Raw genomic sequence first — 14,131 nt, forward strand, 5'->3', positions numbered from 1 at the left:
TTCGCGCCCCCTCTGTCCTGCCGACCTATGGCTTCCTAGACTCACCTACCCCACCAAAAACTCATTGCTGAAATAGCCAGAGAAATCCGGCTTCTCCTTCAGCGCCTTGCCGTTGCCATCGAGCAGTATCCCCGAAGCGAACAGATACCCTCCCATGGCCTCCATCTTGGCCTTGTCCATCGTGCCGATGGCGCCCGCGGCGCTCTTCAGGAAATGCCCGTCGTTCAGCGCCTTCAGCGAGGCGTGCACCAGCGCCGGGTTGGTGAGCGTGTCCTTGTTGGCGGCGATCAAAAGGTCGCCGGCCTCCTTCGCGTTGTCGACGGCGAACTCATAGCCGCGCCGCGTCGCTTCGACGAAAGCAGCGGCCACCCTCGGGTTGGCGCCAAGGAAGGCGTTGCTGGAGACGATCAGCGTGGTGTGCTCGTCCGGCACGCCGTAATCGGCATAGCGAAAGCTGCGCTGCTTGAGGCCTTTCAGCTCCGCCTCGACGCCTTCCCAGGTGGAGACTTCGAGGGTGAAGTCGACCGCGCCGTTGGCCAGCGCCTCATAGGCCGAGGTGCCGAGCGTCACCGTGTTGAAGACGCCCTTGCCGCCGTCGTGGCGGATGATGGTCGAGATCAGCGCGTTCTCCCAGGCGCTGCCGAAGCCGCCATAGGTCAGGCCGTCGAGATTCTTTGGGCTCTTGATCGCGGCGCGGTCGGCGTTGAAGACGACGCGGCCGGTCTCCGACTGGACGACGGCGTAGACGGCTTTGAGGTCGGCGCCGGCACTCTTCTGCGTGAACAGGCCGAGCGAACCGGAGATGCCGAAATCGGCAATGCCACTGGCAACCAGCGTGCCGGAGCCGGTGTCGCCATAAGGCAGGATTTCGACGTCGAGCCCGGCATCCCGGTAAAGCGCTTTGTCGCGGGCGACGAACAGGCCGACATGATTGGTGTTGGCGGTCCAGTCGAGCGCCACCGTGATCTTTTGCGCGGCGACCGCCTTGGCGCGAGCGGGAAGCGGCAGGCCGGCGGCTAAAGCCAGAAGCAGCGCCTGGCGGCGGGTGAAGTCGGTCATTTCGTCTCTCCATCAGATGATCGGGAATTGGGATCGGCCAGGCCAAGCAGCGTGTCGAGGATGCCGGCCTCGATCGCGGCGGCCTCGCGGGCAAGCTCGGCACTTTCGGTGCGCGGGCGCGGCAGCGGCACCGCGACCTCGCTGACGACGCGGGCGGGGCGCGCCGAAAGCACATAGATGCGGTCGGACAGAAGCACCGCCTCGCGCACGTCATGGGTGATGAGCAGCGCCGTCCAGCGATGGCTTCGCCACATCGTCTCCAGCCAGCGCTGCATGGCCGCACGGGTCAGCGCATCGAGCGCGCCGAACGGCTCGTCGAGCAGCAGCATGTCGCGCTGCTGCACCACGGTGCGCAGCAAAGCGGCGCGCTGGCGCATGCCGCCGGAAAGCTCGGCCGGCCAGGCGCGCTCGAAGCCGGCAAGACCAAACTCGGCGAACATAGGCGCGACACGCTCGCGCGCGGCCCGCCGCTTCATGCCCTGGACCTCCAGCCCCAGCGTGGCGTTGTCGATGACGCGCCGCCACGGCATCAGCGCATCGCGCTGCGGCATGAAGGCGAAACGGGCGCCATCGAGCGGCGCGCCGTCGAAGCGCATCTCGCCCTCGCCGCGGATCGCGCCGGTGAGGAGCTGGAACAGCGTCGACTTGCCGGCGCCCGACGGTCCGAGGATCGAGACGAACTCGCCCGCAGCGACATCAAGCGAGATTCCGGCCAGCACCTCGAGCGCGCCGAAGTTTTTGCGCACGTCGCGGAGTTCCAGCCGGGTCATGGCCGGCCCTCCCCGGAAGGCTCGGCCTTATCGTCGCGCCCCGCCCTCTCGCTCTTTGCGTTTTCCCAGGGCATGGCGAGGCGCTGCACCAGCACGGCGAGGCCGAACAGTGCGAGCGTCAGCGCCGAGCTGACGGCGACCGCGGCAAGCACGAGGTCGGGCCGGAAATTGTTCTTGGCGCTGAGCATGTAGATGCCCAGCCCCTTCGCCGCTCCGGCATATTCGGCGAAGATCGCGCCGACCACCGCATAGGTGATGGAGATCCTCAAGCCGGCGAAGAAATAGGGCAGCGCCGACGGCAGCCGCGCCAGCCAAAATATGCGCCAGCGCCCCGCCCCCATGGCGGCGAGCATCTGGCTGATCTCCTTTTCGGTCGCCGCATAGCCCTCGACCAGCGCGACCATCATCGGGAAGAAGGTGACGAGCGCGATCAGCAGGATCTTCGGCAAGAGCCCGAAGCCGAACCACAGCACCACCAGCGGCGCGATCGCCACCAGTGGCAAGGTCTGGCTGGCGATCAGGATCGGGAACAACGCGCGCCGCAGCCTCGGCAGGAAGTCGACCAGCGCCGAAAGCACGAAGGCGGCGAGGAGCGAGCAAGCGAAGCCGGCGAGCGTGGCGCTGATGGTGGGCAGCGTGTTTTCGGCCAGTGCCGCTCGGCTCTCCCAGGCCTGCGCCAGCACGCGCGACGGCGCCGGCAGGATGGTCGGGGCGATATCGCCGAAGCGGGCGTAGAGCTCCCAGGCGGTGAGGAGCATCGCGAGGGAGAGGACGGCGGGGGCCAGCTTGGTGATGGCGGTGGCGACAGCCGATCTCCCCCCTTGCGGGCCCTTGCGGGGGAGATGTCCGGCAGGACAGAGGGGGGCGCGAAGGAACGCCGTCTTGCGAGACTTGCGGGGAGCAATGGACGAACGCCGCGCACGCAACCACCTGCCAAGCCGGCGGGACAGCACCCCCCTCTGCCTTGCCAGGCATCTCCCCCGCAAGGGGGTAGATCGGCCGTCACCACGGCTTTCGCCAATCGCCGAAGGTTCCCCTTTCTCTTGTGAGATGGGACCAGCGATATCTCTCCCACGCAACGGTTCAGACGAAACAGCCACGACAATATCCTCGACGGCGCCTAAACGCGGCTCAAACCGCGGTCGGGCTGTTCGCCGAAATGGTGATGTCGAGGGTCACGTGGCCGGCGCCGGGGCCGAAGCGGCAGAAGGCTTCGGCGAGCGTGGCAAAGATCGCGCCGGCATCGCCGCGCAATTTGGTGCAGAAATGCTTGGATCGCTCGAAGACGCCGGACTGTTTTAGAAAATCGATGCAACCGTAGATCTCGTCCATGTGGTCACCGGCGCCCATCACATAGAGCGAGAACTGCGCCGTCGCCGGCTGGCCGGTCGAAGGTGTGGCCTGGACGGCGCGGATCGCCGCGACCTTGCGCTCGTCCAGCGGGATCGCTGGGCCGGCGATCTCGTCGGAGCGGCAGATCGGATCGTCGGGCTCGCCAGGGCAGCCGCGCGAGACGGCGGCCGAGAGCACGCAGTGCCTGCCGTTCCTGGCCGCCGCCACGAATAGGTCGCGCATGGCCGGGAACAGCACTTCGGGCGGCCCAACCAGAAGCGTCGAGATGTCGTCGGTCTCGATCCTCAGCCTGTCGCGGTAGGGATCGAGCGCGCCGAGCGCGCCAAGGATGACGCCGACGAAATCGTCGGCCATGGGATAAAGGGAAATCTGTGCGCCTGAAAACATGGCCCGCCTCGCTCCGCTGGTATTATCCAGATCAGCTTTAGGGTCCGAAGGCTTGCCGCCTCCATCTCAGCCCCGACCGTACGGAGCACCCCTGTGGATGGGCGCGTTAAACCACTGTTCGGGCGAAGGGGGAAGTCTTTTTTGCCGGTGTGGCAGGAAATGTGAATTGGGCCAGCCTCCCTCCCCTTGTGGAGCATTCTCATTATAAGGCTTTCACAATCTTCTTATAACACCCTTGTGCATCAGCCTGACAGAATATAGTTATAAGAAAATATTGAAAATCTTATAATTCCATCTCCCCAGGGAGCAGGTCATGAAGGCGATCGATCTCGCCTATCGCACCCTCTATGCCGAACTGGTGCAGCGCAGCCTGGATGCTTCCTTCGAGACCGATTTCTCGACGGCGGGCAATTTCGTGCGCGTGCCGGTCAAGGGCCGCGACTACTGGTATTTCGAAGAGACCCGCCCGCAGAAGTCCAGGCGCTATGTCGGCCCCGCCGAAGACCCGGAAATCGCCAAGCGCGTCGCGGCCTTCAAGGACATCAAGAGCGATCTCAGGAGCCGCCGCAAGCTGGTTTCCACGCTGGTGCGCGACGCCGGCCTGACGGCACCCGACACGTTCACCGGCGATGTCGTCGAGGCGCTGGAAAAGGCCGGGCTCTTGCGCCTGCGTACGGTGCTCATCGGCACCGTCGCCTTCCAGACCTATGCCGGGCATCTCGGCGTCAAACTGCCCGGGGCCGCGCTGCAGACGGGCGATGCCGACTTCGCAAAATTCCATTCCGTCTCGAGCGAAGTGGAAGACAGCCTGCCGCCGGTCATCGATGTGCTGAAGGCAGTCGATCCGACTTTCCGCGAAATCCCGCACCGGAGAGATGCCGGGCGCACGACGCAGTATGAGAACGCCTCGCGCTACCGGATAGAATTCCTGACTCCGAACCGCGGAAGCGACGACCATGCCGACCATGCCAGCCCGATGCCGTCGCTGGGCGGCGCCTCGGCGCAGCCCTTGCGTTTCCTCGATTTCCTGATCCGCGATCCGGTCAGGACGGTGCTCTTGCATCGCTCCGGCGTGCCCTTGCTTGTCCCCTCGCCCGAGCGCTTCGCCGTCCACAAGCTGATCGTCGCGGCGCGACGCGAGCGAAGCGCCGCTGCGAAGCGGGAGAAGGACCTGCATCAGGCGAGCCTGCTGGTCGAGGCGCTCGACGTTACGCGTCGGCGGGACGACCTCGCCCATGCCTTCGCGGAAGCGTGGGAACGGGGCGAGGCGTGGCGTGAGGCGCTGCGTAAAGGGTTGCAACTGCTTCAGCCGGACAGGCGCGAGATGGTGGACCTTGTCCTAGGCAAGGCGCTCGACGAAGCGCAAATCGACCTCGACGGTTTCACGGTGCAGCTTTAAGTGAGTTATCGTTCAAATTGTACGAGTCCTGCTTGACCGCCATTCGTACATAAAGTACGATACTGCCCTTGCTTGAGGAGACTTGCTTGGACACCGCGAACCATGCCGCTTTCGCCGACCTTTCCCGTCCAATTGTGTCGCCATTGCCGTCCGCCGAGCGCGAGCGCCTGGCCGGCGCCTGGCGCATGGCCAGCCAGGACATCGCCGACGACATCCGCTTCATCCGGCAATATCTCAAGGTGATCGCCGAGAAGGAGGAGCGTCTGTCGACCGGCACGCTGGTGCACGGCCGCGCCTATGTCGAGGCATGCGCCGCCTGGCTGCCGGAAACGCGGTATCTGAGGAACCTCAGGCTGATCAGCGAATGCGAGTGCGCGATGATTGCGGCCGGCGTGCGGTTTGCAACGTCGAGCGATGCCTGGGAGTGAGCGCTCCCTTTCTCCAAGAGAAGGTAAGACCGAACGCCGGCAGGACAGGGCGCGAAGGAACGCGGCGAAACACAGTCGCCGCTCCCAAAACGCGAATAATCATACCCTCTGCAACCCTCGGCTCGGTGGCTCGAAAAATGCATCGTTTCACACAATTGCCAATTGGTGGACGTGGGCGAGCGGCCGGTAGTTAAATTCCGCTCGGGTAAGGAGGCATAGTCGCATTCCAGGGAGGAACTCGTTTGATGGACCAGCAAATCGACATCGGCATACAGCCCGACGATCAGCCTTACGAAGTAGCCTCATTCGCCAGGAAACATGGCCTGCCGATCCCGGTCGCGGATGCGGTCCTGTTCGCCAAGGGTCCGTCGCGCGCTGCCTGCGATACCGCAGCGCTGGCCTTCCTCTGCGCGGTCTCGCAATTCGCCAGGAAGCAAGGGGTGCGCTAGAATCTCCCCTTCTCTCTTTCTTGTGGGAGAAGGTGTGGCCGAAGGCGACGGATGAGGGTTTGGGAGGAATGAGGCTGGGGCAATTTCAAGCATAATTGCCAAGCTGGAGCACCCTCATCCGTCTCGGCGCTTCGCGCCGATCCACCTTCTCCCACAAGGGAAGGAAAGGGTGCGGCTCTCCGCGCTCTTTCACCTGGTTGTCGGGTGAGCCAGCGGCCGCCCGGGCCGCCGGAAATCAGGTTTTGGCTTTAGGCTTGGCGGCTGTCTTGGCGGGGGCCTTGGGTTTTTCCGCCTTCACCGCTTTCGGCTTGTCTGCCTTGGCGGCAGCCGCCTTCTTCGGCGCGGCCTCGGGTTTCGGCTTCTCGCCATCGATCTCGGCGATCGCTTGCTCCCAGTGCTCGATATGCGAGCCTTCCGGCCGGCCTGCCTGTTCCCAAATCTCATGCGCCCGCCGGCGAATGCGTTCCTGCCTGTCGTCCGTCACTGTCGCCTCCTTTGCATAGGGCCCTGCCCCGACGGAAACATTAGCCGAATTTTCCGGTGGCGTCTTGCGCATCGACGCATGGGTGCCTGAACTTCTGCAGTGATTTCTTCAGTGCTCGTCGACGACGACGGCGATGCCCAGATGCGCTGCCTTTTTTGTAATCAATGCGGCCAAATCGGCGTCAGAGCGTTCAGTTCCGGTGCGCTCGCGCAGGATGGTGACCGCCTCCTTCATCGACAGCAGACCTGTGCGATGTTCGGCCAGAAGCTTGTCTACGGCTTTTGCGCAATCGACTAATTCGACATGGGGATAGTGCATGGCTGCGACTCCTTTCAAGGAGCCGGCATCCCCCCGCCGGCATGGCGGGAGGATCGGGGGCTCGTAAGCACATAAGGCTACTCGATAACCTGTATCACTCTGCGTGTGCCCGGGTCGACAAGAACCGTGTGGTCGTTGACGATAGTATATCTGTACTGAACGTCCGGTACCGTCTGCAATTCGACGGTGTCAGGCACCGTCGAGCCGACGCCAAGCTCCAGCCCCAGCACATTGACCGAGGCGATCGGGTGCTTGTGGACGTACTCCTTGACGACTGTCTGCTGCTCAGGGGTGACGATGATCTCGTCCGCAGCCGCGAAGCCGATGCCGGCCACCAGAGCTAGGCCGGCGACAGCAGGAATAAGGGTGGTTTTCATCGTAAATCTCCTGTTGCGTTGGCGAGCTCCGCAGTGCCTCCGCGAAGAGCGGAAACATCGGCGTATCGAAAATAGGAGCTCCCGGAACAAACGCGTGCGCAACGCTCTTGTTCCGACAGCAGACGCTAATCGATCCTGCGCGCGGAATCGACGGGAACTGTTGCGGCGGCTTTCGCATTATTTGCATTGCACGATTTGACAAGCTGAAGGCCGCCATGAGTGGAGGTCTCGTCAGAAGCGACATGCCCCTTCGCCGCCCGGTTGCGATCGCCGTCGGCGCCGGTTTCAAGCGTGAGATCGCTTCGTTGGCCGCGATGGAGAATTTCCTCATGGAATGGCCGCCGGCAATGCGCGGCGAGTGCTATGTCGCGGCGGTGCAGGCCTGCGAGGCGGCGCGAACCGGAGAGATGAAACTCGCGGAAACACGGCAGGCTTTCCTGTCATTCGCAGAGAAAGCCGGCATCTTGTGGACCGGCATCGATCCGGTGACGGCGCTGCGCGAAGCCAAGATCAGGCGCGTCAGGGCCAGGCGCGAGAACCGGCCGCGGCCGTGAGAAAGATCGGCAGGCGTCGGATCCCAGAGTTTGCGGCACCGATGTGGCTCGCGCGCAACGGCGCGCGCTGCCGTCCACGCGCTGGACGGCAGCCGGTCGATATCGAATGGCGGGGAAGCTGCGTCAGTTAGGCGACGTTTCGCTGAGCGCCTCGGTGACGAAGGATGCGGCGATCAGGTCGTCCGCATCGATGCGTAGGGAGCCATCGCCGCCCCCCATGATGGCCGCGACCTTCTGGAAGGTCTTCATCTCGTGTTCGGTGATCCGGGCGTCCCGCATCCTGGCTTTCAGATCGGCGACACGCATCCCGAGCGAGCGGGATGTTCCGATTTCTCGATTCGACATGTTGGTCAGTCCTCCTCCCCCAGCCCATGCCTGTTTGCCGCCGCCCGAATCCGCATCCTGCCAATGGCTTATGTTGCTTATGAGGCACCGCGAACCCAGAGGCGGCAACGCGTACCCGGACGGAAGGTTCCGTTAGCGTATAGTAACGAAATAATACTTGCTCATGGCCCGCCGCCGAGCCGGGCGACGGGACCATTCGGTTAGCGGAATTGCCAGACGGTTACTGCAGCACCTTCACGATCTTGCGGGTGCCGGGGTCGACGATGACCGTCTGGTTGTCGACGACGACGTAGCGGTATTTGACGTTCGGCACTTCGTGCAGCTCGACCGTGTCGGGAAGGGTGCTGCCTATGCTGAGCTCAACGCCGGGAATCTTCACCGAGGCCAGCGGCTGCTTGTGCACATACTCCTTGATGACGGTTTCCTGCTCGGGCTCGATGACAACGTCCTGCGCGGCCACGGCCCCAGCACCGGCCAAAAGCAGAAGGGCCGCGGCGGCTGTGGTGATGTGCATCTTCATGGTCGTTTCCTTTCGTGGGTGACGTGAGTAGTTCTACGCTGCGCCTGCGATCTCCACAGCAATCGGCACTGGCCAAACGCCGACAGCCAAGCCTTGTTCCTGCAAAATTGCCGTCGGCATTTTCACAAAACGTAACCCGGGCTTGCGGGGCAAAAATTCGGAACAATGTTTTTCACCTCGGGTTTACGGGAACGAAGGGACCGACTTTCCGAGGAGAAACCAGATGAAACATCTTCTGATCACAAGCATGATCGCGCTCGGCGTCGGTTGCGGCGCCGCGATGGCCCAGACCGAGTCCGCGCAGCCGAGCGGCGGCGACAACTGTGTTGCCGGCCAGGCCGACTGCCAGAAGGGCGGCAAGGCAGGCGAGCGGGCCCAGGGCAAGATGAAGTCGCAGACCGAGCAGAATGCCCAGGGCAAGGCCGGCGCCAGCACCGAGGAGCAGGCGCAGGGTAAGGCCAAGATGAAGACCACCGAGCAGGCTCAGGGTCAGGCCGGCACCAGCACCGAGGAACAGGCGCAGGGCAAGGCCAAGATGAAGACCACCGAGCAGGCTCAGGGTCAGGCCGGCACCGAGGAACAGGTGCAGGGCAAGGCTAAGTGCCCGACTGGTATGACCAACTGCCCGAAGGGTTCCAAGATGAACGAACAGGCCCAGGGCAAGACCAAGATGAAGACCACTGAGCAGAATGCCCAGAGCAAGACCGGCACCAGCACTGAGCAGAACGCCCAGGGCACCACTAAAATGCAGACCCAGCAGAATGCCCAGGGCAAGACCGGTAAGACTACCGAGCAGAATGCCCAGGGCAACACCAACGTGCAGACCGACCAGGACAAGACGGCCTCGATCAACAACGTGACTGTCGAGCAGAAGACGCAGATCACGCAGATCATCCACGAGACCAACGTGCAGCCGGTTCGCGATGTCAGCTTCAACATCTCGATCGGCGTCGAGGTGCCGCGGCACAAGATCCGCCTGCATCGACTGCCGCACCGCATCGTCGAGATCGTCCCGGCCTACGAAGGTTACTTGTATTTCGTGCTGGCCGACGGACGCATCGTCATCGTCGATCCGGACAGCTACGAGATCGTGGTGATCCTGGAGGCCTGATCCCGGACCCTAAAGCATGTCACGTGAAAAAGGATTCACGCGACCTGCTTTAGGTCTTCGATTTTAAGCATGTCTTTGTCCCGAAACCGCTGCACACTTTCGGGAGACATGCTTTATCGCGAAGAAAAAAAGTCCGCCGTGCCGCAAGGCTCGGCGGCCTCTTTTTGCCTCGGGCGAAATGCACGGGAGCCCGGGTCATGAAACCCACCACCTTCGGGCGCGCGCCTTGCAGGCGCCGTGGTCCAAATCGTTGATCAATGCGATGACGGGAACCGATCGGTCCCGGCATGGTTTCTCAAGCGGTAGCCAGGGGGCCGCAGGTCCGTACGGCATCGGCCGAAAGGCCCATAAGATGGAGGCTCCCTTGCAGTATTGTTCAGTCTTGCGATCCCACCGGAAAAGGTGCAAGGGTCGGGGCGGGTAGACAAATGGGCGAGATCGCCGATGATCGCATGCGGTCGCGGCGCTCGGTTGGGCAAATGTATTTTCCGCAGTTTCTTGTGGGAATGACGGCAACGCTCCTGGTGGTTCTCGGTTGGACTTACGCATCCACCGGGTCGGTTTGGGAGTCGCTGGGCTGGACATTCCTGGCGGGCGTGGCGTTGCAAGCGGGCTACTTCGTGGCCGTGTTATGGCTTGTGCACGGTGAGACCCGCGTGACGGACGAGGCCAAAGCCGGCACCACATCGGCGCCGGCCGAGCTGCCCGGTCCGTTCGAGCGCGACGGCATCATCCACGCGCTGCTTGCGCGGCTGTTCCCGACACTGATGCCGTAAAGCAGTTCCGGTATCCGGCGGAAGCCTCCCCAACGTCGTCATCCTTGGGCGTAGCGACGCGAAGCGGAGCGAAGACCCAAGGATCCATGCCGTGACCCCGACCGAAGAATGCAGCGGAGCAGAATTCTGCGCCGTTGCAACGCCTTGAGGTTACGGCATGGATCCTGGGGTCTGCGCCGCGTCGCTTCGCTCCTTGCTCCGCCCCAGGATTGACGGAAGAGGCGTTTTGGCCAATCTCCAACGCGTGCGATCGGTTAGAGCAATTTAGCGCGCCGCACTGAAACAGGGCGACGCGCTTGCCGTGCGGGGTCAACGCGCCGGAGCGGCCGTGGCCGAGCGCACCGTCTCCGAAGACGAGAAGACGACGAAGCCAAAGATCAGCACCGCGGCGGCGACGATCAGCGAGCCGATCGCCACGACCGGCTCGATCTCCGGATGGCCTGCCGCCAGCATCCAGTAGAGCGCCGGCAGCATGATCACGATGCCGACCGTATAGAGACCGTAATGGATCACGGCGATGCGGCGCTCGGCCTTGGCCGGATTGAGCGCATAGTAGCCGCCGAAGATCGCGCTGGTGACCCAGCCGAGAAGGTTGATGTGGGCATGCGCCGGGAAGGCGCCGTGGTCGCCCGAAATCGCCATCTGCAGCCCGGCCGCAACGCCCAGGATGAGAAAGACGATGGCCGTCTTGAAGAAAAGCTCCGAAACCCGTGGCATGTTGTTGTTCTCCCAATGCCCTTGTTACCCGACTCTGCTAAGCCTACACGAAACAAGGCATATTAGCCATGACGCTATTGAGGCTCCAACAAGGCGCGACCGCATATCAAAAGATATCGCATGCCCCTTTGCAACGAATTATATCGTAATACGACGTTTCTGAAAAACCCTTGAGTGGCAGCCAGGGAGGCGCAGCTTTTGCCGATCGGCCGGCCATCGTTTGAACCCGTTGGTGAAAGCGCCTATGCTTGACGGACAGCACAGGAGGCTTCATGCCCAAGCTGACAAACGCCGCCGATATGGCCAGGTCCATCGGCGTTGACCCTGACGCGTTTCGGCAAGCATTGCGGAGCGCGAAATTCCCCTGGCACAAACGCGATAACGATTGGATCGTGGAGCTTGACAGCCCGGAGCATTCGTCAATGCGAACCGTGCTGGTAACGCTCCTGAGACGAAAGAAGGCCTAGAACTGGCGGCAAGCGCCACACGCGCGGATTGCCATCCCGTCCAAACAAAATGCCGCCGAGCGGATGCCCGGCGGCAGGGCAGTCCACCCTCTCGCCTTACGGCGTGGACGTCGCCGCGGCGGCCTGGTCGATCTTGTCGGCCAGCACGCCCTTGGCCCAGTCCGTCACCTCCTGATCGACCGGCTTGTTGGCCATGTCCTGCAGGGCGGCGTCGAGCGAGGCGTCATCGGGAGCGACAGCGGCGTCTGCCGCGGCCTGGGCATCCGCGACTGCCTGGGTGTCTCCGGTGATCGTCGTGTTCTGGGCGTCGATCTGCGACTGAACGTCGGCGATCTGCGCGTCGAGAGCCGCCTGCTGTTCGGGCGTGAAGCCGGTTGTGTCAGTCGCATTGAGGTCGGCGAGCTGCGTAGTGAGGCCGGCGAGCGTGGCCTGGTCGGCGGCCAGCTGGGCGTTCGCCGCGTCGAGCTTGGCCTGCGCGTTCTGGGCTGCGGCCGCCTGCGTCACATAGGCCTGGATGGAGGCGAACTTCTTGCTCTTGGAGTTCATGTAGGCGTTGATGTTTCGCTGCAGCGAGTTCAGCCGACCGAGCTTGGCATGGATGTTCTTTTCCTTAGGCGTCGCGGCCGCGACCGTGTCATCCGTGGTTTCGTCGGTCGTGTCGTCCGCCTTGGCCACCTGGCCTTTAGCCGACGCCGACTTGCCGTGCGAGGCGCCGCCGTTGCCCTTGCCGCCGCCATTGCCGCCACCGTTGCCGCCGCCATTGCCGTTGCCGCCGCCATGGCTGCCGCCATTGCCGTGGCCGCCGCCATTGCCGCCGGCATCGGCAAGTGCTGGAGCAGCCGCGAGCGCCAGAATGGCAAGTGAAGCCAGAAGTGTCTTTCGGATCGTCATCGTGTTTCTCCGCAGGTGAATCGCCATCACTGCCCAACCGCTAAGCCGCGTCTTATGAGAATTTCCTAATGGCTTGGAGTAACTTTTAGACAAATACCGTCGCGGCAAGGGAGCAAACCGGGCATACCGCTGCGGTTTTGGCCGAAATCTCGCATTAACTTATTGAAATCATTTCATAAATAAAAGGGCTAAGCCCGGGCCCGCCCTCTGGAACAATGAAGGCCCATGCCTCATCGGACCATGGGCCCAGCGCCGTGCGGCCTGCGAGGCCGAAGGGACTCAGATCCTTGTTTATGCATTGGTTTTTGCAAAGAACTGAGCCGCTTTTGGGCGTCGAGCATGGGAGCCGTCAGCTTCTGGCCGATCGAGCGCACAAACGGTTTGTCTTCAGGCAATCCCGGACGAACACCAATATATACTTTTATATATCTTTCTTGGGACTGCTCTTTGCCTTACGCAACGCCGGACGGAAAACCGCTCCGCACTTTTCCTGGAAATGCTCTGGTTCCCTAGCACAGAAATTTTGACCGGTCGGCTATGCTTGCGTTGGCAGACCGCATGCCTTGGTGATTGGCCGAAAGGCCCAACCCGTCGTCATCCTTGGGCGGAGCGGGAAGCGAAGCGTACCGCGTAGACCCAAGGATCCATGCCGTGACTTCAGAGCGCCGCTGCGATGCAGAATTCTGCCCCCGCTGCACCCTTCGGTCGAGATCACGGCATGGCATCCTAGGGTCTGCGCGCGTCGCTTCGCTCCTGCTTCGCCCTGGGATGACGAGGTTGGAGAGGCTTCAGCCTGCGCTTGCGATGATTTCACGAAAAAAGAGCGGTGAAAATCTTGCCCGCCGACAAGCCTGCAACCTGTCAAAATCCCTGTGTCGAGGAACTAGCTGCCGACCAGCGGCACCGTCACCGTCGTCGAATAATTGATCGGGAAATCGCTGAAGTAGGGAAAGGCGATGACGAAGGCGTAGCTGGCGTTGACATGCGCCATCTTGAAGCCGCCGCTCGACGGATCGGTGGTGATGGTGACGCTGACGTTCTGCAGGCCAAGCGCCTGCAGCTTCTGCGTCGCGATCGCCTGGATCTGGGACTGGGTCAGCGTGTTGTTGAGCTGCAGGGAGCGCGCGGACGCCTCGAGCGCGTAGCGCACGCTGGACTCGCTGTTCATCGACCAGCCGAAGGCGAAGATGCCGAACAGGAGCATGATCAGGAAAGGCGCGATCAGCGCGAATTCAATCGCGGCTCCGCCCGAGGCACTGCCGGCGAAAGCCCGAGGTCCTTGTTTAGCGAACACGGACCACCTGCTGATGGCCGAGGGCGCTGTTATGCGGGAAGACGCCGAAGGTGAAGGGCGGAACCCAGGTGCCCGACGCCTGGACCTGAACGTAGATCGAAGGCAGCTTCGGACCAGCGCATATGTCCGTCGAAGTGACCATGGTCGTCCCGCACTTGTAGCTGCGGGTAACCACGATCGCCGCATCGGAAGGTTTCTTTTCCCAACTCGCCACCGCCGCGGCCTGGACGGCGCTGTCGTCGGTGGCGCCGGCCAGCAGCAAGTTTGCCGCCGTCTTCACGCCCGCCCGCATCGCCATCGAGCTGGTGACATAGGACCAGCCATCAGCGATGCCGAAGAGAGCGGTGCACAGTATCGGCAGCACCAGCGCGAATTCCACCGCGGCGGCGCCGGAGCGGTTCTTGCGGAAGCGGATCACGAATGGGCTCATGC

The 14,131-nt window shown here is 62.8% G+C and carries 20 protein-coding genes and 1 riboswitch; of the genes, 7 read left to right on the forward strand and 13 right to left on the reverse strand.

The features are described 5' to 3' along the window. Nucleotides 1-45 precede the first annotated feature (45 nt). The 4 genes from EH240_RS26240 to EH240_RS26255 form a co-directional block, all read right to left on the reverse strand. Nucleotides 46-1,059: an ABC transporter substrate-binding protein gene (locus EH240_RS26240; RefSeq protein WP_125004052.1), complete on the reverse strand. Its 1,014-nt coding sequence runs from the start codon at nt 1,057-1,059 to the stop codon at nt 46-48. Further along, nucleotides 1,056-1,829: an ABC transporter ATP-binding protein gene (locus tag EH240_RS26245; RefSeq protein WP_125004054.1), complete on the reverse strand. Its 774-nt coding sequence runs from the start codon at nt 1,827-1,829 to the stop codon at nt 1,056-1,058. The genes EH240_RS26240 and EH240_RS26245 overlap by 4 nt, the downstream gene beginning before the upstream one ends. Beyond that, entirely contained in the window at nt 1,826-2,587 is a 762-nt protein-coding gene (locus tag EH240_RS26250; RefSeq protein WP_125004056.1) for an ABC transporter permease, read from the reverse strand. The genes EH240_RS26245 and EH240_RS26250 overlap by 4 nt, the downstream gene beginning before the upstream one ends. A gap of 373 nt (nt 2,588-2,960) precedes the next feature. Further along, nucleotides 2,961-3,569: a YkoF family thiamine/hydroxymethylpyrimidine-binding protein gene (locus EH240_RS26255; protein ID WP_125004058.1), complete on the reverse strand. Its 609-nt coding sequence runs from the start codon at nt 3,567-3,569 to the stop codon at nt 2,961-2,963. Beyond that, a riboswitch (TPP riboswitch) is annotated at nt 3,560-3,672 on the reverse strand. It overlaps the preceding gene by 10 nt. Nucleotides 3,673-3,882: 210 nt before the next feature. On the opposite strand from EH240_RS26255, the gene EH240_RS26260 reads away from it, so the two are divergent. The 3 genes from EH240_RS26260 (at nt 3,883) to EH240_RS26270 (ending at nt 5,845) form a co-directional block, all read left to right on the forward strand. Then, nucleotides 3,883-4,968, forward strand: coding sequence for a nucleotidyltransferase family protein (locus EH240_RS26260; protein WP_125004060.1), 1,086 nt, complete (start codon nt 3,883-3,885; stop codon nt 4,966-4,968). An 86-nt stretch (nt 4,969-5,054) separates the two neighbouring features. Next, entirely contained in the window at nt 5,055-5,396 is a 342-nt protein-coding gene (locus EH240_RS26265; protein WP_125004062.1) for a hypothetical protein, read from the forward strand. 245 nt (nt 5,397-5,641) lie between these two features. Beyond that, nucleotides 5,642-5,845 (forward strand): hypothetical protein, encoded by a 204-nt coding sequence (locus EH240_RS26270; protein ID WP_125004064.1) that lies wholly within the window; start codon nt 5,642-5,644, stop codon nt 5,843-5,845. Between the two features lie 235 nt (nt 5,846-6,080). On the opposite strand, the gene EH240_RS26275 is transcribed toward EH240_RS26270, so the two are convergent. The 3 genes from EH240_RS26275 to EH240_RS26285 form a co-directional block, all read right to left on the reverse strand. Next, nucleotides 6,081-6,329: a DUF2934 domain-containing protein gene (locus tag EH240_RS26275; protein WP_125004066.1), complete on the reverse strand. Its 249-nt coding sequence runs from the start codon at nt 6,327-6,329 to the stop codon at nt 6,081-6,083. 108 nt (nt 6,330-6,437) lie between these two features. After that, nucleotides 6,438-6,647 (reverse strand): hypothetical protein, encoded by a 210-nt coding sequence (locus EH240_RS26280; RefSeq protein ID WP_125004068.1) that lies wholly within the window; start codon nt 6,645-6,647, stop codon nt 6,438-6,440. A gap of 77 nt (nt 6,648-6,724) precedes the next feature. Beyond that, on the reverse strand, nt 6,725-7,024 hold the full coding sequence (locus EH240_RS26285; RefSeq protein ID WP_125004070.1) for a DUF1236 domain-containing protein: 300 nt from the start codon (nt 7,022-7,024) through the stop codon (nt 6,725-6,727). Nucleotides 7,025-7,266: 242 nt separating this feature from the next. On the opposite strand from EH240_RS26285, the gene EH240_RS26290 reads away from it, so the two are divergent. Next, a complete protein-coding gene (locus tag EH240_RS26290; protein ID WP_167484169.1) occupies nt 7,267-7,578 on the forward strand; it encodes a DUF982 domain-containing protein in 312 nt (103 codons plus the stop codon). Between the two features lie 123 nt (nt 7,579-7,701). On the opposite strand, the gene EH240_RS26295 is transcribed toward EH240_RS26290, so the two are convergent. After that, a complete protein-coding gene (locus EH240_RS26295) occupies nt 7,702-7,923 on the reverse strand; it encodes a hypothetical protein (protein WP_125004074.1) in 222 nt (73 codons plus the stop codon). 220 nt (nt 7,924-8,143) lie between these two features. Continuing rightward, nucleotides 8,144-8,443 carry a DUF1236 domain-containing protein gene (locus EH240_RS26300; protein ID WP_125004076.1) on the reverse strand — a complete coding sequence of 100 codons (300 nt, stop codon included), beginning with the start codon at nt 8,441-8,443 and terminating at the stop codon, nt 8,144-8,146. Nucleotides 8,444-8,666: 223 nt separating this feature from the next. Between EH240_RS26300 and EH240_RS26305 the strand changes: the two genes are divergently transcribed. Next, nucleotides 8,667-9,554: a DUF1236 domain-containing protein gene (locus EH240_RS26305; RefSeq protein WP_125004078.1), complete on the forward strand. Its 888-nt coding sequence runs from the start codon at nt 8,667-8,669 to the stop codon at nt 9,552-9,554. 428 nt (nt 9,555-9,982) lie between these two features. Continuing rightward, entirely contained in the window at nt 9,983-10,330 is a 348-nt protein-coding gene (locus tag EH240_RS26310; protein WP_245436394.1) for a hypothetical protein, read from the forward strand. 309 nt (nt 10,331-10,639) lie between these two features. Here EH240_RS26310 and EH240_RS26315 read toward each other — a convergent pair whose 3' ends face one another. After that, nucleotides 10,640-11,047, reverse strand: a complete 408-nt coding sequence (locus EH240_RS26315) for a hypothetical protein (protein ID WP_125004080.1) — start codon at nt 11,045-11,047, stop codon at nt 10,640-10,642. A 272-nt stretch (nt 11,048-11,319) separates the two neighbouring features. Between EH240_RS26315 and EH240_RS26320 the strand changes: the two genes are divergently transcribed. Next, complete coding sequence (locus EH240_RS26320) at nt 11,320-11,514, forward strand: hypothetical protein (protein WP_125004082.1); 195 nt, start codon at nt 11,320-11,322, stop codon at nt 11,512-11,514. Between the two features lie 96 nt (nt 11,515-11,610). Here the strand turns inward: EH240_RS26320 and EH240_RS26325 are convergent, their stop codons facing one another. The 3 genes from EH240_RS26325 to EH240_RS26340 form a co-directional block, all read right to left on the reverse strand. Then, entirely contained in the window at nt 11,611-12,405 is a 795-nt protein-coding gene (locus tag EH240_RS26325) for a hypothetical protein (RefSeq protein ID WP_206075323.1), read from the reverse strand. Between the two features lie 883 nt (nt 12,406-13,288). Next, nucleotides 13,289-13,699 carry a TadE/TadG family type IV pilus assembly protein gene (locus EH240_RS26335; RefSeq protein ID WP_125004086.1) on the reverse strand — a complete coding sequence of 137 codons (411 nt, stop codon included), beginning with the start codon at nt 13,697-13,699 and terminating at the stop codon, nt 13,289-13,291. Further along, the gene (locus EH240_RS26340) at nt 13,689-14,129 is read right to left on the reverse strand and encodes a TadE/TadG family type IV pilus assembly protein (protein ID WP_125004088.1); all 441 of its coding nucleotides are present in this window, start codon (nt 14,127-14,129) and stop codon (nt 13,689-13,691) included. Before EH240_RS26340 ends, EH240_RS26335 begins: the two co-directional genes overlap by 11 nt. Nucleotides 14,130-14,131: the final 2 nt, after the last annotated feature.

The sequence above is a fragment of the Mesorhizobium tamadayense genome (genome assembly GCF_003863365.1).
Lineage (GTDB): Bacteria > Pseudomonadota > Alphaproteobacteria > Rhizobiales > Rhizobiaceae > Mesorhizobium > Mesorhizobium tamadayense.